The organism is Veillonella sp. LMAG:90, assembly GCF_008679445.1.
In the GTDB taxonomy this organism is placed as follows: domain Bacteria; phylum Bacillota; class Negativicutes; order Veillonellales; family Veillonellaceae; genus Veillonella_A.
On the sequence record NZ_NAND01000001.1, the window covers coordinates 282,200 to 302,928 of the forward strand.

At 43.9% G+C, this 20,729-nt stretch carries 19 protein-coding genes, 1 pseudogene and 1 other annotated feature; of the genes and pseudogenes, 3 read left to right on the forward strand and 17 right to left on the reverse strand.

The window, feature by feature from the left end; all coding sequences use genetic code 11:
* Positions 1–114 precede the first annotated feature (114 nt).
* On the forward strand, positions 115–933 hold the full coding sequence (locus tag CCC71_RS01235; protein WP_021840122.1) for a type II restriction endonuclease: 819 nt from the start codon (positions 115–117) through the stop codon (positions 931–933).
* 126 nt (positions 934–1,059) lie between these two features.
* On the opposite strand, the gene CCC71_RS01240 is transcribed toward CCC71_RS01235, so the two are convergent.
* The 14 genes and pseudogenes from CCC71_RS01240 to CCC71_RS01310 all read right to left on the reverse strand — a co-directional run bounded on the left by CCC71_RS01240 (position 1,060) and on the right by CCC71_RS01310 (position 14,909).
* Positions 1,060–1,920 (reverse strand): DNA adenine methylase, encoded by an 861-nt coding sequence (locus CCC71_RS01240; RefSeq protein WP_021840123.1) that lies wholly within the window; start codon positions 1,918–1,920, stop codon positions 1,060–1,062.
* Positions 1,921–2,084: 164 nt separating this feature from the next.
* The gene (hisC, locus tag CCC71_RS01245) at positions 2,085–3,179 is read right to left on the reverse strand and encodes a histidinol-phosphate transaminase (protein ID WP_021840124.1); all 1,095 of its coding nucleotides are present in this window, start codon (positions 3,177–3,179) and stop codon (positions 2,085–2,087) included.
* Between the two features lie 120 nt (positions 3,180–3,299).
* A complete protein-coding gene (hisE, locus tag CCC71_RS01250) occupies positions 3,300–3,623 on the reverse strand; it encodes a phosphoribosyl-ATP diphosphatase (RefSeq protein WP_021840125.1) in 324 nt (107 codons plus the stop codon).
* A gap of 27 nt (positions 3,624–3,650) precedes the next feature.
* Positions 3,651–3,977, reverse strand: a complete 327-nt coding sequence (hisI, locus tag CCC71_RS01255) for a phosphoribosyl-AMP cyclohydrolase (protein ID WP_226974414.1) — start codon at positions 3,975–3,977, stop codon at positions 3,651–3,653.
* A 77-nt stretch (positions 3,978–4,054) separates the two neighbouring features.
* Complete coding sequence (gene hisF / locus CCC71_RS01260) at positions 4,055–4,813, reverse strand: imidazole glycerol phosphate synthase subunit HisF (RefSeq protein WP_021840127.1); 759 nt, start codon at positions 4,811–4,813, stop codon at positions 4,055–4,057.
* A gap of 146 nt (positions 4,814–4,959) precedes the next feature.
* Positions 4,960–5,790 carry a 1-(5-phosphoribosyl)-5-[(5-phosphoribosylamino)methylideneamino]imidazole-4-carboxamide isomerase gene (hisA, locus tag CCC71_RS01265; RefSeq protein ID WP_021840128.1) on the reverse strand — a complete coding sequence of 277 codons (831 nt, stop codon included), beginning with the start codon at positions 5,788–5,790 and terminating at the stop codon, positions 4,960–4,962.
* 267 nt (positions 5,791–6,057) lie between these two features.
* The gene (gene hisH, locus CCC71_RS01270) at positions 6,058–6,687 is read right to left on the reverse strand and encodes an imidazole glycerol phosphate synthase subunit HisH (protein ID WP_021840129.1); all 630 of its coding nucleotides are present in this window, start codon (positions 6,685–6,687) and stop codon (positions 6,058–6,060) included.
* Between the two features lie 26 nt (positions 6,688–6,713).
* Entirely contained in the window at positions 6,714–7,400 is a 687-nt protein-coding gene (hisB, locus tag CCC71_RS01275; RefSeq protein WP_156704118.1) for an imidazoleglycerol-phosphate dehydratase HisB, read from the reverse strand.
* Positions 7,390–8,730: a histidinol dehydrogenase gene (gene hisD, locus CCC71_RS01280; protein ID WP_021840131.1), complete on the reverse strand. Its 1,341-nt coding sequence runs from the start codon at positions 8,728–8,730 to the stop codon at positions 7,390–7,392. Before hisD ends, hisB begins: the two co-directional genes overlap by 11 nt.
* 35 nt (positions 8,731–8,765) lie before the next feature.
* Positions 8,766–10,548, reverse strand: a pseudogene (hisG, locus tag CCC71_RS10910) (ATP phosphoribosyltransferase).
* Between the two features lie 288 nt (positions 10,549–10,836).
* Complete coding sequence (gene hisJ / locus CCC71_RS01295) at positions 10,837–11,820, reverse strand: histidinol-phosphatase HisJ (RefSeq protein ID WP_021840134.1); 984 nt, start codon at positions 11,818–11,820, stop codon at positions 10,837–10,839.
* A complete protein-coding gene (locus CCC71_RS01300; RefSeq protein ID WP_021840135.1) occupies positions 11,817–12,497 on the reverse strand; it encodes an energy-coupling factor transporter transmembrane component T family protein in 681 nt (226 codons plus the stop codon). Before CCC71_RS01300 ends, hisJ begins: the two co-directional genes overlap by 4 nt.
* An 8-nt stretch (positions 12,498–12,505) precedes the next feature.
* Positions 12,506–13,315, reverse strand: a complete 810-nt coding sequence (locus CCC71_RS01305) for an energy-coupling factor ABC transporter ATP-binding protein (RefSeq protein ID WP_296332674.1) — start codon at positions 13,313–13,315, stop codon at positions 12,506–12,508.
* A 133-nt stretch (positions 13,316–13,448) separates the two neighbouring features.
* Positions 13,449–14,909, reverse strand: a complete 1,461-nt coding sequence (locus CCC71_RS01310) for an energy-coupling factor ABC transporter ATP-binding protein (RefSeq protein WP_021840137.1) — start codon at positions 14,907–14,909, stop codon at positions 13,449–13,451.
* A 52-nt stretch (positions 14,910–14,961) separates the two neighbouring features.
* Positions 14,962–15,212: a binding site (T-box leader), on the reverse strand.
* A 362-nt stretch (positions 15,213–15,574) separates the two neighbouring features.
* On the opposite strand from CCC71_RS01310, the gene CCC71_RS01315 reads away from it, so the two are divergent.
* Positions 15,575–16,606: a Rossmann-like and DUF2520 domain-containing protein gene (locus CCC71_RS01315; protein WP_226981821.1), complete on the forward strand. Its 1,032-nt coding sequence runs from the start codon at positions 15,575–15,577 to the stop codon at positions 16,604–16,606.
* Entirely contained in the window at positions 16,599–17,438 is an 840-nt protein-coding gene (panB, locus tag CCC71_RS01320) for a 3-methyl-2-oxobutanoate hydroxymethyltransferase (protein WP_156704126.1), read from the forward strand. The genes CCC71_RS01315 and panB overlap by 8 nt, the downstream gene beginning before the upstream one ends.
* A 274-nt stretch (positions 17,439–17,712) precedes the next feature.
* Here panB and leuB read toward each other — a convergent pair whose 3' ends face one another.
* The 3 genes from leuB to leuC form a co-directional block, all read right to left on the reverse strand.
* Positions 17,713–18,786: a 3-isopropylmalate dehydrogenase gene (leuB, locus tag CCC71_RS01325; protein ID WP_021840140.1), complete on the reverse strand. Its 1,074-nt coding sequence runs from the start codon at positions 18,784–18,786 to the stop codon at positions 17,713–17,715.
* Between the two features lie 118 nt (positions 18,787–18,904).
* Entirely contained in the window at positions 18,905–19,399 is a 495-nt protein-coding gene (locus CCC71_RS01330; protein ID WP_021840141.1) for a 3-isopropylmalate dehydratase small subunit, read from the reverse strand.
* A gap of 1 nt (position 19,400) precedes the next feature.
* On the reverse strand, positions 19,401–20,660 hold the full coding sequence (gene leuC, locus CCC71_RS01335; protein ID WP_226974409.1) for a 3-isopropylmalate dehydratase large subunit: 1,260 nt from the start codon (positions 20,658–20,660) through the stop codon (positions 19,401–19,403).
* Positions 20,661–20,729: the final 69 nt, after the last annotated feature.

Consider the following 20,729-nt stretch of genomic DNA (forward strand, 5'->3'; position numbering starts at 1 on the left):
CCCAAAATCTCAGCACAAAAACTAAATACATCACTCATAATTTATCGTACATCAATAAAAACATTAGTGATATAATAATATTATTCTTTGCTATATTAAAAAAGGAGCATATATATGGAAAATCCAATAAATACAAAAGATCCTATAATTGAACAAATCACCATACAATTAGAGTCTATGAAATACTCATGGAATTTTGCAGGACTAATTAATTTTAATAATACTATATATCCTTTTGGCAATGATTCTAAAATAATTGGCCGCATATTCGAAATCGCCGCTAGAGAGGCGTTATCAATGGCCGCACAAAAACTTGGATATATATTTCAAGAAAATCCTACACAGACGGTATACCCTGATTTTTATTTTGCCATTCCAAATACCGATAAGCTTATTGCCATTGATATAAAAACGACATACAGACAATCCTCATCAGCCAGTTTTAAATTTACTGCAGGTAGCTTTACTAGCTATCTTAGAAACGGAACTAAAAATATCGTTGGACATTATGACAATTATATTAAACATTATATCATTGGATTTGTCTATGATAGAGAAGAAAGTCCAACTACTCAATGTACTCATTATGAAGATAGAGATTCTATTATTCCCGCTTATAAAAATGTAGAATTCTTTGTACAAGAAAAATATAAGATTGCAGGAGAACAGAAAGGAAGTGGAAATACTGACAATATAGGCACTATTTCCGCTAACTCAATAGAACCATTTAGATTAGGATATGGTCCATTTTCAGTACTTGGAGAAGAAATATTTGAAGACTATTGGAGACACTACCCTAAATACACAGACACAAAAAAGTTATATACTAACCTTCCAACATATATAGAATGGAAAAAACAAATTGGTGACCCACATGCGACTCGCATAGAATACTTATACAATACGTGGAGAAATAATATCACCCTATATTAAGCTTCAAATGAAAAAAATAAAATCCATAGTGATCCATAGCTAAGTACTAAAATTAACACGCTTAATGCTTAACCGAATAGGTAATCACTATGGATTTCTTATTTTTATATCTATTTTGAATTATAATCATTCAAAATTATTTACAACTAAGGCTTCAATCATTGGATTTCTATTACTTTCTTTAGCTCCTATATGGTAAAAGTGTTCTGTAGTTAACAGTTTTCCATGTGACCACAATTTAATGTGTTCATTTTCTCGATATTTATTTTTATACCACATACTAAAAGCGTATTTAGCAGGTCCATTTTGAGCCAATTTAGATAACAAAACTGCATAGTCTTCACTCCATGCATCATAGTAACCATCATACCTATCAATATATGGCGGATCTAAATAAGTAAAATCTTTTGGCTTCATCATCGAAAAGGCCTCTTCAAAAGGAATACATAAAAAGTCCCAATCATGATTAACGATTAAGTCTTGTGCCCACGCAACCTGATTTACTATTTTAGTAATGAGTGCTTTTTTAAACCTTTCTGGCTTTCTTCCAAAAGGAACATTATACTTCCCTTGATTATTAAACCGTATCATACCGTTAAAATTAGAACGTTGAAGGAATAAAAAATCAAGAGAAGTATGGGTTTTATTAAATCGTTCTCTAACTTCATAATAATAGGAGTTCTTATCAGCTGGTGTCGCCATTAGTTTTAAAGTCTCTTCCTCTAAAAATTCACGAACAATAGCCGGTGTAATAATTTTATTCTGTAAATCTTTATAAAATTGTATAATATAGGGATTCGTATCACTAAAAATTGCCTTTTTGGGTTGTAAATTAAATCCAACAACCCCTGAACCCATAAACGGCTCAAAATAAGTACCATTATCATCCCAATATATAGATGCAGCAATAAAAGGTACCAATTTTGTTTTAATGCCTTGAATTTTAATAGGTGGCACCTTCGTTAATTCGATATGCTTAGGAAACAAAAATAGACCTCCTCATTTTATAATGCTAAAAACACCATGATTATCCATGTGTTTTATTAAGCATAACATATCGTAAAGTATAAACAAAGTCCTATGTTACCAAGACAAGTGAAATTATAGAATTAACTCTTTTTCATAAGAGCGAATTCATGTTACTCCACATTTTATCTCTCTTCTTTGCAATATACTTTTAACAACTCTTGCATTTTTTCACAATCAGCGGCCTGCCCAACCGTAATCCGCAGCCATTCAGGACTGAGTCCGGAGCGCACTTGATAGCCCGTTTTGAGCCATACATCGGCAATAGCTTTAGCCTCTTCCGGTGATGCAAATTCTACAAAAATAAAATTGGCTTCACTGTGATAGTAATGGAGTTTTAACTCATCGAGGCAAGCTTCCCAGCCTTGACGAGCCTTAGCATTGGCTGCCACAACATCCGCAATAAAGGCTTGATCCATAAGGGCTGCCTCCGCCGCCACCTGTGACACGCTGTTGAGATTATAAGGCAAGCGAATAGCCTGTACATAATTTACCAATTCCGGACTTAATACTAAATAACCTACCCGATAATTGGCCAGGCCATAGGCTTTTGAAAACGTCCGCATCAAGCCCATATTGGTAAATTCTTTTAAAAGCGGTAAAGCACTGGCTGTTTCAGTAGTAGTGACGAACTCAATGTACGCTTCATCAATCAAGACCAGCACGTCTTGAGGAACCTTATTCATAAAATCGCGCAACGATGCTAGCGAACAATACGTACCGGTAGGATTATTCGGGTTGCATAGCCATACCAGCTTCGTCGTCTCATCGATAGCATTTAGCATACCGGCTAAATCAGTAGCACCTGTTACAGCATCACAAGGAACGCCTTTAATGACAGCCCCTTCCAACTGAGCATTCAAGGCATATTCTGAAAACGTCGGCGTGCTGATGACTATGGAGTCTTTATCGGTCAAAAAAGCACGACTGAGCATAGTAATCACTTCATCAAGGCCCACGCCGATAACAAGTGATGTTTCAGCCACGCCTAAATGATTGGCCAACGCTGTACGCAAAGAACTTGCATTGCCGTCAGGGTATTGGCTGCTGTCATGTTTAGTTACATAATCGATTACCGCTTCACGAACAGCCGGCGAAGTGCCATAGGGATTTTCATTAGCCGATAAGCGAACAACTCGCTCCACCCCCAAACGCGCCTTCAACGCTTCCACCGGTTCTTCCGGAACATATGGTTTTAAGTCTTTTATACTCTCTTTCATATACACTCACTCTTTCTCTTATCGCTTTATTGATTGCCCGTCATGCTTTATTAAATCAAGATTTTGCTTGGTTCATGATTTGTAAAAAAGGCCCACCGAGCGCAGGTGGACCCATATAGGCTATAAGTTCTTAATTTCCGGCCGATCCGTTGTTTTACTGATAAGACCTTCTCGACGTGCCAGTTCTTCCGTTATAGCTTCGTAAGGAATGCCCTTTTCAACCAATAAAACCAACACATGATACAGCAAATCCGCCGTTTCGCTGACAAGTTCCTCTGTACCTTCATTTTTAGCGGCAATCACCACTTCCGTAGCCTCTTCGCCGACTTTTTTCAAAATCTTATCGAGTCCTTTAGCGAATAGATAATTCGTGTAGGACCCTTCTTTCGGCTCTAATTGCCGATTCTTGATGACCTCATAAAGTTCAGCCAGTTCCTGTGTCATAGTAATCCCTCTCTTTTATTCAGCTTTTTAGCTATTTGTTTTTAATTTGATTTCGTTAAAAAAACAGCTCCTTGAACCGGTATGACAAGCCGGGCCGTTGGGGATAACTTCCAATAATAAGGTGTCCTTGTCACAATCCAAGGCAGCCCGTACAACCTTTTGCGTGTTACCGCTGGTTCCCCCCTTATGCCACAACTCTTGGCGCGACCGTGACCAAAACCAGGTTTCGCCGGTTACTAAGGTTCGTTCATAGCTTTCTTCATTCATATAGGCTACCATGAGCACTTCTTTCGTGTTGGTATCCACTACTACCGCAGGCAATAAATTGTGCACCTTTTCAAAATCAGGCCTCAAATCCGAATCCAATCTTAAATCGGTGGTAATGTTCTGTTGCATATCTGCTATTTTGTCAGCCATCATTGCCCACCTCCCTAGCGAACCGGAATATTATAAGCGCGCAAAGCCTCTTTTACTTCCTCAATGGTTATTTCGCCAAAGTGGAATATAGAAGCCGCTAAAGCACCGGTTACTTTTGTTTTTGAAAAAACCTCTACAAAGTGTGCTACCGTGCCGGCGCCACCGGAGGCAATTATGGGCACTTGCACCAAGTCGCCCAATTGTTTATACAGTTCAATATCAAAGCCGGACTTGGTGCCGTCTTTATCCATACTCGTTACGAGTAGTTCGCCGGCCCCCAAGGCTATGGCCTCCTGTGCCCAGTCATAAGCTAAGCGGTCTGTTTTTTTACGTCCCCCATGGCTGTACACAAACCGTTTCCCCGTCTCGGGATCGGTTTTCACATCAATGGCTACGACGATACATTGATTGCCGAATTTTTCAGCCCCTTCGCGGATTAGTTCAGGATTCGCCAAGGCTGCTGAGTTGATTGAGATTTTATCCGCCCCGGCCTGCAATAATTGTTGCATATCCGCCAATGTACGAATGCCGCCACCAACGGTAAGAGGCATAAATACTTCATTTGATATGGCTGAAATTACGTCCTTGAAGGTCCCCCGACCTTCCGTTGTGGCCGTAATATCCAGAAACACTTGCTCATCGGCACCTTGCACTTCATAAGAAGCGGCAATCGCCACCGGATCGCCTACATCTACTAAATTAATAAAATTAACACCCTTTTTTACACGGCCGTTATCCACGTCCAGACAAGGGATGATTCGTTTTGCCAACATAGTTTCTACTCCTTTATCATTAGCCGTATCCGGTTTATCATGATCATGAGTATGTATTGCTATCGCTATTGCTATGTGTATCTTATTAGTGTTATGTATTGATTTTATTTTATTGATTTTATTTTATTGACTTTATTATATTGAATTTACTTTGCCGCAACTGCGGAAATCGCTAAATTAGACACATCATGAGAATCTGTTTCTTCATGGATAGTGCGTGTATAGTATGGTGACGGTTCAATCAATTCACCGGCTAACTCGCTTTTTTCCAAAGCTACAATATCCGCTAAAGCCAATGGACCTTCATACAAGGCTTTACCGACAATACAGTCGACAATGCCTTTTTTACGCAAGGCTACAATGTCACCGGCATTGCGAATGCCGCCGGAGGCAATAATACGAGCTTCCGGAAATTGATCGTGTAATTCAAAGAGCAATTCCTGGTTAACCCCTTCCATGGTACCGTCACGATTAATATCGGTAACAATGAAGTGTTTAGCACCGGCCGCCATCATTTCACGAATCAAATGGCTCATATCAACGTCCGACTTTTCAAGCCAACCTTCTGTGGCTACTTTACCGTCGGCACCGTCAACACCGATAACAATGCGTTCTGCTCCATAAGTGGCCAGCATTTGCTTAGTAAATTCCGCATTTTTTAAAGCTACAGATCCTAAAATAATACGGTCGATACCGGCATTCAGATACGCTTTAATCATTTCTTCGTCGCGAATACCGCCACCTACTTCAATAATGCCGCTGAAAGCTCTGCGAATACCTATAATAATATCGAAACTAACCGGTTTACCTGCTTTGGCCCCATCCAAATCAACCACATGAAGTGCCTTAATACCGGCGTGTTCATAGTCCTCAGCTTGTGCCATCGGGCTATAGTTAATCACGATTTCCTTGTCAAAATCCCCTTTATATAAACGTACGCTGCGTTTGTCTTGTATATCAATGGCCGGAAAAATCACGGTCAACCCCTCCTTTAAGTACTGTTCTTATATATTTAATATTATATAATATACACTTCTAGATTACATCTGTCTATGATTTACATCGAAGATTTCTATGTTGTGTATCAATTTTTATTATAAAAAAATGTGCAATACAGGCCATCATATACAACAAACATTATCTTTTAGCAACTATTACAATTATCACTTTTCACTAATAATAGAGTTTTTAAATTCTCACAATACGACTAATCTGTTGATAAACATCGCAATAAATACCATTCTTTAAGCCTCATAACCTGCCGTATGAGCTTCACATAGCTCATTAAATCGTTGCAATAATCTTAGCCCGATAGCGGCGCTTTTTTCCGGATGGAACTGCATACCATACACATTACCATGCGCCACCACGGCCGGTATTTCCATGCCGTAATCAGCCACCGCCGTAATATAGCGCGTTTCACATTTCACATAATAGGAATGAACAAAGTATGTGTATTCGCCATCAATACAGCTAAAAGGACTTGTTTTATTCACCAGTGAATTGCAATTCCAGCCGGTGTGCGGCACCATGAGACCCAAATCTTGAGGAATTTCATCTACCGTACCCGGAATAAAACCGAAGCCCTGTGTTTGGCCGTATTCATTGGAACTATCAAACAAAAGTTGCATTCCCAAGCATATGCCCAATACGGGAATATTTCGAGCTACCACCGTCTCTAAGACGGGTACCAAATCACGTCGTGTTAAAGTATCCATGGCTTGCCGAAAAGCGCCCACGCCGGGCACAACGACGCCGGCGGCCTGTAAAATCGTCGTCTTATCGGCCGTTAAGACCGTCGGTATGCCCAAGTGAGCAAAGGCTTTTTGCACATTAAAGGTATTGCCCGCATCATAATCTATAATTGCAATCATACGCTACCTTCTCTTTTCAAAATATTTTATACTGTCAAACTGCCCTTGGTAGAGTTAACGCCTACAATAGCCTCATTTACAGTTACAGCACGGCGCAGTGCCCGCCCCAAGGCCTTAAACATGCTTTCAATAATGTGATGTGTATTGCGTCCATATTCATTGCGCACATGAAGATTCATAAGACCGTTCATAGCGATGGCTTGGAAAAAATCTTCCACCAATTCTGTCTCAAAAGTTCCCAACAAAGGAGTTGAGAGTTCCGCCTTGAACACTAAATAGGGCCGGCCGCTCAAATCAATAACGACCTGAGTCAGTGCCTCATCCATAGGCACCCACGCATCGCCGTAGCGCTCAATTTGTTTTTTATCGCCCAAGGCCTTTGTCAAAGCTTGGCCCAAGGCGAGGGCCACATCTTCAACCGTATGATGAGCATCAATATAGGTATCGCCATCAGCCTTAACCGTTAAACCGAAGCGACCATGTTTAGCAAACAAATTCAACATATGATCAAAAAAGCCGATGCCCGTCGCCACGGCAACGCCTGATTCTTCATCTAAATTAAGCGTTACTTCAATATTCGTTTCCGCGGTTTTGCGGATTACCGTAGCCACTCGCCATGTAGCGGCCGCTTGCTCAGCTGCTTGCCGGGTCTTACCTGATATTGCCACCGTGGCCGGCTTAGTATTTGTCTTCGCTTCATCCTTAGTGTCCATAAGCAACTGCCTCCGTATCTTCACCTTTACCGGCTACTACCGCATTGTCTTTTGTTTTATCAAAACGAATTTCAATGGACCGCGCATGGCCTTCCAAACCTTCAGTGCGTGCTAATGTGGCAATATGCGGAGCCAGCTCAGCTAAGCGTTCTTTAGAAAATTGCATAAACGCTGTACGTTTTACAAAATCATATACGCCGAGGGGTGACGAAAAACGAGCCGTACCGCTGGTTGGCAATACGTGATTCGGGCCGCCCATATAATCACCCAGCGGCTCAGCCGTATAAGAGCCGAGGAATACGGAGCCGGCATTTTCTACTAAGCTCAAGTAATCTGACGCATTGTTAAGCTGAATTTCCAAATGTTCCGGTGCCACTTCATTCATTAAAGTGAACATGTCGGCTACCGAATCCATGATGGCAATAAAACTACGCTCTTCAATGGCCACTTTGGCAATATCCTTACGAGGCAGTTCCTCCAATTGCCGTGCCACTTCATCCGAAACGGCATGAGCCAATACTTCGCTGTCTGTAATTAGAATAGCCCGCGCCCGTTTATCATGTTCCGCCTGAGACAATAAATCAGCGGCCAAGTGAACCGGATTAGCTGTTTCATCAGCCAAAATGCCTATTTCGGAAGGCCCTGCAATCATGTCGATGGATACTTGACCGAACACTTGACGTTTCGCCGTAGCCACATAGATATTACCGGGGCCTACGATTTTATCAACCTTCGGAATTGATTCCGTACCATAAGCAAGGGCTCCCACAGCCTGAGCGCCGCCTACCTGATAGACTGCATCAACACCGGCTAATTTAGCGGCACCTAGTACAATCGGCGCAATGCCTTCTTTTTGCGGCGGTGTCACCATAATAACTTCCTTAACACCCGCTATTTTAGCCGGCAAAGCACACATCAAAATAGTCGACGGATAGGCGGCCGTACCGCCCGGTACATAAATGCCCACCCGTTTTAACGGGGTTACTTTCTGGCCCCGGACTATGCCCGGTGTATCCAAATCAATAAAGCTTTGGTCGATTTGTCGTTTATGAAAAGCCTCAATATTACGTTTGGCCACTTCCAAAGCCTCTTTTAAAGCCGGATCCAGTGAATTATAAGCTTTGGTCAAAGCTTCGTCACTCACTTTTAACTCCGTAAGCTGTACGCCGTCAAACTTTTCACTATAATCACGCAAAGCCGCATCACCTTTGGCAATAACGGTATCAATAATTTCGCGTACCTGCTGTTCAATCACTAAATCCGTTGTGGCCGCCGTGTAATCATTTACCAATTCCAGCATCTTTTGTAACGGCTCTCTATATATTTTCATGATGGTCTCCTCTCTTTTTTTAATTTTTTCTCAAATTATTTCGCCATATCAAGCTTACGAGCTTCTTTTAAGCGGTCTACCAAATCAAAAATTTCACCCCGTTTTTGCTTAAGCGCCAAAGGATTCGCTACTAAGCGCGTTGAGATGGGGCTCAATTTATCAAAAATCTGCAAATTATTTTCCCTCAAGGTTGTCCCTGTTTCCGTTATATCCACAATGGCATCAGCTAAACCGATAAGGGGCGCCAACTCCACGGACCCCTCAATTTTGATAATTTCCACGTCTTTACCACGGCTGGCAAAATAGCGTTTCGTAATATTCGGATACTTGGTGCCGATGGTATGTCGCCGCGGCTCATTGAGATCATAACCGGCCAGCGATGCCAGAATAAATTGACAACGCCCCGTTTGTAAATCCAACAGCTCATACCCTGTATTCTGCTGTTCTTCCAAAATATCGCTGCCTACAATGCCGATATCAACGACACCGTTATTTAAATAGGTAAGAACGTCGCCGCCTTTAACTAAAATTACTTGCAAATTCTCACCTAAAGTAATGACCAGTTTTCGTTTTTTATTTCGTAGCGGCTCACAATCAATACCGCAACGTTCAAAGAGTGGAATAACCTGATCTTCCACTCGTCCCTTTGTCAATGCAATACTAAGCATCGGCTTTCACCCCTTCCTCTGTGACCACATAGAGTATGGCTCCGTCCGCAGCAGCTTGTTCACGGGCCTCCGCTAATGTATCGGCCAACACTAAACTATACGTCGGATGAGCCAATACATAATCAGCCACCACATCCCAAGCATCTTCACCGATATACACATAGGATGGTTTTGCCTGAGGCAAGGTTATATCCGCTACCGATGCCAATACATCCAAATCAAAGCCCATACCCACGGCCGGAGTAGGTTCTTTTTGAAAATTAGCGAGTAATTTATCATACCGTCCGCCGCTCACAATATAACTGGCCACGCCGTCAATATAGCCGCGGAAAGTAAGTCCCGTATAATAAGGTTGCGGTGCGGGACTGCTGAAGTCTATGCGCACCTTTTGACTGGATAATTTTTGTACCGCCTGCGCCATTTGCATAACCCCGTTCACCAAACGCTGTGCGCTCATCGGTAAAATAATGGCATCCAGCTCTTGCTGCACTTCCTCAATAGAGCCGAAAAGGCGCGGCCAAATTTTGAGCAAGGAATACAATGTATTTTCCGTATACGCTTCAATTAAACGCTCGTACACCGGCAAGTTTTTATTAAATAACGCTTCAAACAATTCGGTTCGTTCCGCCGCCGTAAGCCCCAATGCGTCGACTACGGTTTCGGCAAACCGCGCATCACTGAGTTCCACATATAGCTGATTGTTGAGCCATAATCGGTTAACTTGATTAATGATAAGCAAACACTCCAGTTCGGCTTTTTCCGAAGCATAACCGACCAGCTCAATGCCGGCCTGTGTCACTTGATTTGCCCAACCGCGGTGAGCCTGATTCATAGCAAACACATCGCCGGTGTAGTAAAATTTTTTAGGCAAATTAACTTGAATATTCGCTAAAAAGCGTGCAATAGGCAGCGTCAGATCGGGGCGAATTACCAAGCGTTCCTGGGAGCTGTCCACCACTTCATACATACGCTGCTGAACAGCCAAATCATAGTCATCAAATATATTCTTGTATTCAATGAGAGGTGTATTAATCTTCGTATAACCCCGTTCAAAAAAGCACTTAGCCAGACTATGACTAAGAGCTGCTTTTTTCTGTGCTTCTTCACCAAACTCATCGCGAAATCCCGGCGGCAATCGTTTCTGTCTCATATGTTCTCCCTACTCTCTTCCTCTTTGAACCCTATCGGTACGTTCTATTACATCTCTTTTACTTATTCTTTACTTTTATTCTTCATCTAACTAAAGGATTAAAGTTATAATACACTTTCAAGCGCGGATAGTCAACTTTCATTTAGGTATAGCATGCATGTATTTAAGTAATAAGATACTGTTTCAAATGGCAAATAACTAAAAAGGAGCCTTTAACCATATGATTTTATATGACTAAAGGCTCCTGATATGTTGTTCTCTCAAATCAATTTCTCTATAATATTACCCTTACTCACTCCAGGCTTTTACAAAAGCCGATAAGCTATGTGAGTCGGATCCCATCATGAACGGTACACCCAAAACATAGGCCATTCCTTGAATGAAAGGACTTGGATACATTTCACCGCAATTTTCTTTGAACACACCGCTCACATTATAATCAAGGGTCCGATTTTGCACTTTTAAGGTGCGTAAAATGTTCATAATGACCTGCTGCGTTTGCTGATCATAGGACGATGTAAAATTGAAATACTTTTGGTATTTTTTAATCACATCAATATGGCCGATACGCACCGGCGTATGTGGTCCGAAATCAGTCTGTACCGCCTGCAATACCAATTCAAAATAGCGACGGAACAAAACATCCTGTTTTTGCAAATAACTGCCAAAGGCTTTTTCAAATTCCGCCTCACTGTAGTCAAGACACCAAAAACCGTCGTTCGCGCCCTGCATGAAGTGAACCGACAATAAGTTTTCACCCGTATAAGGACCTACCATGTTTAAAAATTCTTGCGTAGCTGCTTCAAAGCCCGGTAAAAAATCCACTTCAAAACCGACAGACAAATTAATATGCTGCCCGTATTCGCGTTGCAGTTCATTGCCTAACGCCAAATACGGCTCCACTTGGTCCATCCGCAACGAAGCTGTAGTAAGCCCCTCTTCATCACCTTTATAGCGTTTACTGAAACCGACCGGTAGTGGTGCATGTTCAGTAATACAAAGTTTATAAAAACCTAATTCGATGGCTTTTTCAATAATCAAGGCCACCTTATCGCCACTGCCATGAGGGCAAAGTTCGGTGTGTATATGACCATCCACCAATTGCCCTTCATATTGATTATTGCCGGCTACGGGATAACGGTGTTGGCGAGCTTGTACCGCAGCGGCAGGCTCGTTATTTTGCGGCATAGTATTACGCACGTTATTTTGCGACATAGCGTCACGATCGTTATTTAGCGGCATACCGTTATGAAACGGTTGATTATTACTCATATAGCGCCTCGCACATACATAATAATAGCAATCGTAACCAAGACAAGCACGGCTGTCACTACATAATCCAAACCTTTCATGCCAACAGTGGCTACAAAGCTGTGATCTTTATTACCGAAACCGCGAAGTTCCAAAGACAGCGCCATTGTTTCCGAACGGCCTAAGGATTTTAACAACAATGGTTGAATGACAGAACCGTAAGAAGTAAAGCGTTTGAAGAAATTACCTTCCAAAGCAAGACCTCGACAAGCCTGAGCTTCCTGAACGGCATGGCTTTCCGCAATGAAATCCGGTACGAAACGAAGGGCTGCGGTGAACATAAACGCATATTCGTAAGGAATTTTACACTGCGTAACCAAAGCTGCCGTCAAATCCTGTAATTTCGTCGTTGCCAAAAGCATGATGAATACCATAGTCATGCAGAGCATACGAAGACCGGTTACGTAAGCCGATTCCAAGGTACCACCGCCAAGGAACTGTACCACTGCCAAGAACACGGCGAAGGCGGCTAAAGTTAAAACGGCTTTATATTGGCGAATCAAAAGACCCGTTACTAGTAGAATTAAAAGTTCCAAAGCCAATAAAAGGCTTAATTCATAGGTGGTTGTCAAAAGGACAGCCCATGCGGAAAAGGCGATGGTCATTAATATTTTGGTAAATGGTACTAATCGTTGCATGGTTCCTCCTAACTGCGAGCCTTTAAGGCCAACATTTTTGCTTCAAATTCTGCCATTGATTTGCAATAACCAAGGCCCGGTACCGTTTCTGCCAATTCTACACACGGCGGTTTGGTAAGACCTAAGTCAAATAAATCATCACGGCTCGTAAATAATTCTTCCGGCTTCCCGTCAAAAGCTTTCGTGCCGTAGCCTACGATAATAGCGCGGGTACAGTGGCTTGCCATGATTTCCATGTCATGAGTAACAAGGATAATCGTAAGTCCCGTAACACGCAAGGTTTCCAACAATTCCAAGAGTTCGCGTGTTTCCTTACCGTCTTGACCACTGGTCGGTTCATCAAGAATTAAAAACTTGGACTTCATAGCCAAGGCCGAAGCAATGGCTACACGCTGTTTTTCACCACGACGTAAAGTCGGTGGATACGCATCGCGCAAATGACTGATGCCCGTATCGGCCAAAGCTTTGGACGTAATATCCGCCACTTCCGCTTTGGTGTAACCTAATTGTTCCGGTCCGAAGGCCACTTCTTCAGCCACCGTTGGGCGGAACATTTGGCGATCCGGCTGTTGGAACACGTAGCCGATGAAACGGCCTCGTTCCGATGGCGGTAACGCCGTAATATCTGTGTCATTATAATAAATCTTGCCGCTGCGCGGTTTTTCAAGGCCCATTAATAAACGGGTTACCGTCGTTTTACCGCAACCGTTGCGACCGCCGATGGCGATGAATTCACCTTCGCCGATGGAAAAATCTACATTATCTATAATATCTTGGCCCAGCACATAGCCGAAACGCAAGCCTTTAACCTCCAGCATACGAACCTCCTGTTTTTAATCCGTTAGCTAATTCTTTATCTACCGCTGTAACTTTAATGACTCGGTAGTGCTATCTATTTTATGTTGCTTTTCTCTTATACTCTTTACCCGCTCTCACAACTGCTTTGATTGGCTAGGCTTTTAAACCTTCTTTAGCAGCTGCCACGCTGAGCCATGGTTTTTCAAAAGCAAAACCTGCTTCTTCTAGACGCATATAGGTTGTGAAGATGGATGGCAATGCGTCCACATAAATTTTGTGGTCATACATGTAACGCAAGGTTACTTCCGGCACATCGTCGGTGCGAAGTTCGCCGTCTACCATGAGGGCCATGCGATTGGCATATGGCAGCACTGCATGAAGGTCGTGGTCGATAACGACTACGGTAATGCCGTATTCCTTATTAAGGGCACCCACTAAGCGATACAATTCAGCAGTCCCTTCCGGATCGAGGGAACTGGTCGGCTCATCCAACACGAGGATGGATGGATTCGTGGCAAGCACGGAGGCAATAGCCAAACGTTGACGCTGACCGCCGGAAAGACTTGGAATCTTACGGTTTTCCATGCCTTCAAGACCAACCTGTTTGAAAACTGCGGCACTTCGTTCTTTAATCTGTTCCGGTGTATAACCGCGGTTTTCCATGGCGAAGGCCACTTCTTCGGCTACCGTCATGGTTACGAGCTGCGTGTCATAATCGGCCAGTACGACACCGATTTCCGTAGCCAATTCGGAAATTTCCGCCTGCGTCGTGGCTTTACCGTTTACGAATACCATGCCTTCCATACGACCGCCGTAGAATTTAGGCACCGCACCAATCATGGCCATACATAAAGTGGATTTACCGCAACCGGCAGGACCGGTAATAACGAGGAAGTCCCCATCGTTTACAACTAAATTAATATCTTTCAAAGCCGGCTTGGTTTGCTGGCCGTAATAATAAGAGAAATGTTCAATAGAGATTTTAGCATCCGTAGCCGGTGTCAATTCATACATACTATGGTCGCTGGAAATAACTTCATCCGCTTTCGGTAAATAACCGCGGCGCGCGAATAAGCGTTGTGCCGGCAAATATAAAAGCGGTGTAATAACGGCGTTAATAGCAGCTACCAAAAGAACTAACGGCCACATAGCTTTCGTGTACACTTCAGTCGGTAACGCTAAAACTACATACAAAACGGTAACGAAAATCCCGCCCGATACAACGGTACTTAAGAATCCGGATACAACCGGCGGTACAATCATGCGACCGAATTTCAAACGGCTGAACATGTGAACCACGAAGGCGGCGGTGAGTGCCCCGGCCGGTTCACTCAATAAGTTCGCATACGGAAACGCCGATTTAGAAGTCATCAGGTTAATTAGGGCTGCCACAAGACCAATCCCTAAGGACTGACGATAATTTGGTCTGGTCAAATGAATGGCTACGCAGTAGGTAGCAATCATCCAGTTCGGCGTAATGCCCGCCACGCTAGGGCTGACTAAGTGTAAAATCGTACCTAACGCAAGCATTAAGGTACTGACTGTGACCCAGCGGAACTGCCCGCCTTGCACATGTGTATATACTAATTTTGAAACATCTTGAACTCGCTCCATACTGTTCTCCTCCTAAAAATGGGTATAAAAAAAACCTTCCAATCCCAAAATACATAGGGACGAAGGTTAATCCGCGGTGCCACCCCGATTGGTCAAAAGACCCGGCTCACTACGTACGGCCTACCCAATACAGGCGATACGCGCTCCTTTGGTAACGGTCGGAGATGACCGGTGACGCCTACCTACTGGTTCGGGCCACATCTCCCAGGTCCATTCACTATACTTTCTTGCACCGGGCTTCCACCATTCCCGACTCGCTGTAGCCGAACTTGTATAGCTACTCTTCCTGTTCACAGATGATAACTATATGTTTTATCCAATTATACACACAAGCGATTTAAGAAGTCAATACGATTTTCACAAATTATGACAAATCTTTTTGCTGGCTCTCAGAATCTTTATTCATGGTTGCTGCTGTAGCTTTATTCATAATCTTCGTTCTCCAATAAATATATAAGTTAGCGTTTAACACGTCATTTCAATAAACAGTTCGCTATGCTATAATAACAGTGAAATAGAGTGGTATCTATCAAGAACCACATCGCTTTCAACAGGATTTATAACTTCATAATTTATTCTAGTTTTATCGCTTGGATCTTTTAGACCGGGACGAGACGCAACATAGGAATTTTATGCGCATTTCGTGGTCGAAGTGCGCCTTTTTTATGAAAACTTGCGGCACGTCAAAAGCAGAAAGGAGTTTCATGAAAATCGGTATTATCGGCGGGGGCAAAGTCGGTTCTACCTTAGCTCGTCATTTGAGCACTCGTTTGGTGGGCATCGTAGGTTCTTCTTCTGAAAAAACCACCCAATTAGCCACCAAGTACAAGGTACCTTGTATGACTCACGCTGAACTCGCCGCCAAGGCGGATTTGGTATTACTCACCGTACCGGACAGGCAAATAGCCATCGTCGCCAAAAGCCTCGCTGCCGAGGCTCAACAAGAGCCGGCTATAGGGAGTACCGTTTACTTACACTGCAGCGGCAGTTTAGACCTGTCACCCCTTAAGCCTTTGCAAGACATTGGCGCTTTCGTAGGCAGTCTTCATCCTCTGCAAAGTTTTGCCGGTGAAAACACCGTTTTAAAAGGCATTTACATGGCCATTGACGGTGATGAAAAGGCACAACAAGCCGCCCATGAACTGGCAACGATTTTAGAAGGACGAAGTTTTCACGTTCCCGCCGCAGACAGACCGCTCTATCACGCAGCCGCCTGTATCTGTGCCAACTATACGGTCACCTTACAGGCCATGGCGCAAGAGCTTATGAGCCGTTGGTTAGTGCCAACTAAGATTTCAGACTCAACCAAAGACTCAGCCAAAGGCTCAACCAACGAAGCACCGGCCAACGTTTCAGGCTCCGGCTCAGTCATTATGGACTCAACCAAGCCTTCGAAGGCCGCTTGGCAAGCACTTTTGCCATTATTCCAAGGCGTCGCCGCCAATCTTGAAAAGGCTGAAAATCCCGGTTCCGCTCTTACCGGCCCCATCGCGCGGGGCGATATAAACACGGTACAGAGCCATTTAGGGGTTTTACCAAAAAACATGATTCCGGTTTACATACAATTGGGCATGGCCACAACGCAGTTGGCCCTAATGAATCAGACAATTACGCCGCTTATGGCGGAAGAACTATTCGATCTATTTAATTCCGTTCACTATGAAGCTACTACTAAGGAGGAGACTTCACATGAGTAACAAACCAAAAACTATTACAACCATCAAACAAATGAAGGAACAGGGCGAACCGATTACCATGATTACGGCCTATGACGTAGCCATGGCGCGCAATGTAAATGAAGCGGGCATCGACATGATTCTCGTAGGTGACTCCGTCGGTAATGTAATGCTCGGTTACGAATCCACTCTTCCTGTTACGATGGATGAAATGATACATCATACCAAAGCGGTAATGCGCGGCAATTCAACGGCTCTCGTGGTAGCCGACATGCCGTTCATGAGCTATCAGGCAGACATGGCGGAAGCCATGCATAATGCGGGCCGTTTCTTAAAAGAAACCGGCTGTACCGCCGTAAAACTTGAAGGCGGTCAAGAAGTGGCCCCTTTGATTAAGAAACTTACCACCGCCGGCATTCCGGTAGTAGCCCATATCGGTTTAACACCGCAGTCGGTAAATCAACTCGGCGGCTTTAAAGTACAGGGCAAAGACATGGAAGCGGCGCAGCAACTCATTGATGATGCCAAAGCCTTGGAAGAAGCAGGCGCTTTCGCCTGTGTCTTAGAATGTGTACCTGCTGCCTTAGCTACCAAAGTAACGCAATCCCTCAAAACGATGGTAACCATCGGCATCGGTGCGGGCAACGGTTGCGACGGGCAAGTACTGGTTTGCAACGATTTACTGGGCGTAAGCACCGGCTTTTCACCGAAATTTGTCAAAAAATACGCCAATCTCCATGACATCACGGTCAACGCGGTAAAAGACTATATTGCGGATGTAAAAAGTCGTGAATTCCCGGCCGAAGAACATACCTTTAAGATTGACGATTCTGTGCTGGATAAATTATATTAAAGTAAATCCCGCAACTATAAACACGCATAAATACATACAGGCATATATAAACATATTTAAACACACATAAACACATATAGGCACATATAAGAAAATATGTGGTTTCAAAATTCAAAAAGGCGATAAGTTCAGTTTATTTCTGAATTTATCGCCTTTTAAGTTAGCAAATTATAGGACAAATCAGCAGCACTTTCCCTACATTATATTTTACCCTATCTAAAGTTAAGGTTTGAAAATATAGGTAATTGACATTAAATAGGCTGAGCTAAGTTAGTTAAATATATTGTAAAACCGCTGCTGTCATGCCATTTGTATCGACCCGTTGCATGCCGTCCTTATAAATATCGCCCGTACGATAACCCGCTTCCAAGGCTTTTTCAACGGCTGCTTCAATAGCATCAGCGGCCTTAGGTGCGTTCAACGAATAACGACACATCATGGCGGCCGACAAAATGGTGCCCAAAGGATTGGCAATGCCTCGGCCTGCAATATCCGGTGCGGAACCGTGGATTGGTTCATATAACGCAGTACCCGTACCGATGGAAGCGGATGGCAAGAGACCCAGTGAGCCGGACACAACGGCGCCTTCGTCACTTAAAATATCGCCGAATAAATTGGTCGTAACGATAACATCAAACTGGCCGGGATTGACTACAAGCTGCATAGCCGTATTATCTACATACAAATAGTCCATATCAATTTCCGGATTAGCCGCCGCTTTCTCTTGGGCAATCTTACGCCATAAGCGGGAGGAGGCCAACACATTGGCTTTATCCACACTGGTAATCTTACCGCGACGTTTAGCCGCCGTTTCAATGGCCACATCCATGATGCGCTCAACTTCATAGCGATGATACGTTTCCTTATCCCATGCCAATTCATTGGGACCTTCCCCTTCCGCTTCTTCACGTTCTCCGAAATAAATACCCCCGGTCAATTCACGGACAATGACAAAATCTACATTTTGTACCAGTTCCGGCTTTAACGGTGAATAATCTTGTAAGGCTTTAAAAATGCGAACCGGTCGTAAATTACAAAAAAGACCTAAAGCTTTACGAAGACCGAGAATTGCTTTTTCGGGGCGAATAGATGGGGCAACATCATCCCACTGCGGGCCACCAACCGCCCCTAGCAAAACAGCATCCGCCGTTTCACAAGCTTTAATCGTCTCCGCCGGCAATGGCTCGCCATAGGCATCGATGGCTTCACCGCCGGCCTTTTTTTCAACCCATTCTATCGTTATATTATCTTTTGTCACAGCCGCATCAACTATACGGCGTGCCGCCGCCACAATTTCACGGCCGATTCCGTCGCCATTAATAGCGACAACCGTTTTTGTTTGACTCATTTATATTCCCTCTATTTTTCTCAAAATCTCAATACCCAAAATGCAAAAAGATAGTGAAGTTCTTATACGCATTACCTGCTAACTATATTAACAGATACTTCATGCCCCGGTGCAGCGATTAAGCCTCACTGCGTTGTTTGGCAAAATTCACCAACCCGCCGGCCTTGGCGATAGCCTGTACAAATGGTGGCAAAGCAGTCCCTTGATACACTTCGCCGGTCGTCAAATTATGCACTTCGCCGGTACTCATATCTACGCCCACTTCATGGTCGGCTTTGATTTTTTCAACAGCATCACCGATTTCAATCACCGGCAAACCGATGTTAATCGCATTGCGAAAGAAGATGCGGGCAAAACTGTGAGCAATGATACAAGGCACACCATTTGCCTTAATAACCGCCGGTGCATGCTCACGGGAGGAGCCGCAACCGAAATTTTTACCGGCCACCATAATATCACCGGGCTTCACATTCGGTGCAAAAGTAGTATCAATATCTTCCATGGCGTGGGTGGCGAGCTCCTGCATATCGGCAATGGCCAAATAGCGGGCCGGAATAATTACATCTGTATCTACATTGTCGCCGTAGCGCCAAATTTTTCCTTGAAAATCCATATTATACCTCCTCCGGACCGGCAATGCGTCCCAAAACGGCACTGGCCGCCGCCACATAAGGGCTTACCAAATATACTTCACTATCTACATGACCCATACGGCCTCTGAAATTACGATTCGTCGTCGACACAGTGCGTTCACCGGCCGCCATAATGCCCATATAGCCGCCTAAGCAAGGTCCGCAAGTCGGCGTGCTCACCGCACAACCGGCATCTACAAAAATATCTACCAAACCTGTTTTAATGGCCTCATCATACACAGCCTGACTACCCGGAATAACGATGCAACGAACGAAGTCAGCTACTTTACGATCTTTAAAAATAGCTGCTGCCGCCGCTAAGTCTTCATAACGGCCGTTCGTACAGGACCCGATGATTACCTGGTCAATCGCGATGTCCTTTGCAATTTCATCTACATAATGCGTATTCGATGGTAAATGCGGGAAGGCTACTACCGGCTTTAACGCTGCTAAATCAATAATCACGGTTTCGCTGTAAACGGCATCTTCGTCCGCAGCAACCGGTGTAAAATCACGTTTTACCCGGCCGGTTACATACGCTTCAGTTCTTTCATCGTACGGGAATACACCACATTTACCGCCCGCTTCAATAGCCATATTACAGATAGTTAAGCGATCGGCCATAGCCAAATGGGCTACGCCGTCACCGGTGAATTCAATAGCCTTATAACGTGCTCCATCTACACCAATGCGACCGATAAGTTCAAGCACGATATCCTTGCCGGTTACCCAGCGATTCGGCTTACCCATAAGTTCTACCTTAATGGCTTCCGGCACTTTGAACCAAATCTGTCCCATGGCCATAGCTACGCCCGCATCAGTAGAGCCTACGCCGGTGGCAAAAGCGCCAAGCGCTCCATAAGTGCAGGTATGTGAATCCGCCCCGATAATCATATCTCCTGGTGCTACCAAGCCCTGTTCCGGCAATAATACATGTTCGATACCCATGCGGCCCACTTCAAAATAATGAGTAATCTTTTCGGCTTTTACAAAATCACGCATTACTTTGGCTTGCTCCGCCGATTTTATGTCCTTATTCGGCGTGAAATGGTCGGGCACCAAATAAATACGGTCACGGTCAAACACAGGTTTACCTATTTTTCTGAATTCTTTCAGTGCCGGCGGAAAGGTAATGTCATTCATCAATACCGCATCTACCTTGCACTCAATAATATCGCCTGCTTTCACCACGTCTACGCCGGCGTGGCGCGCCATGTTCTTCTCTGTCATCGTCATCCCCATAACGAAATCCTCCTCAACTCTCTTAAGCTCTCAAACTATTTTCTCTTATGTCTTAAAATACATTCTCTT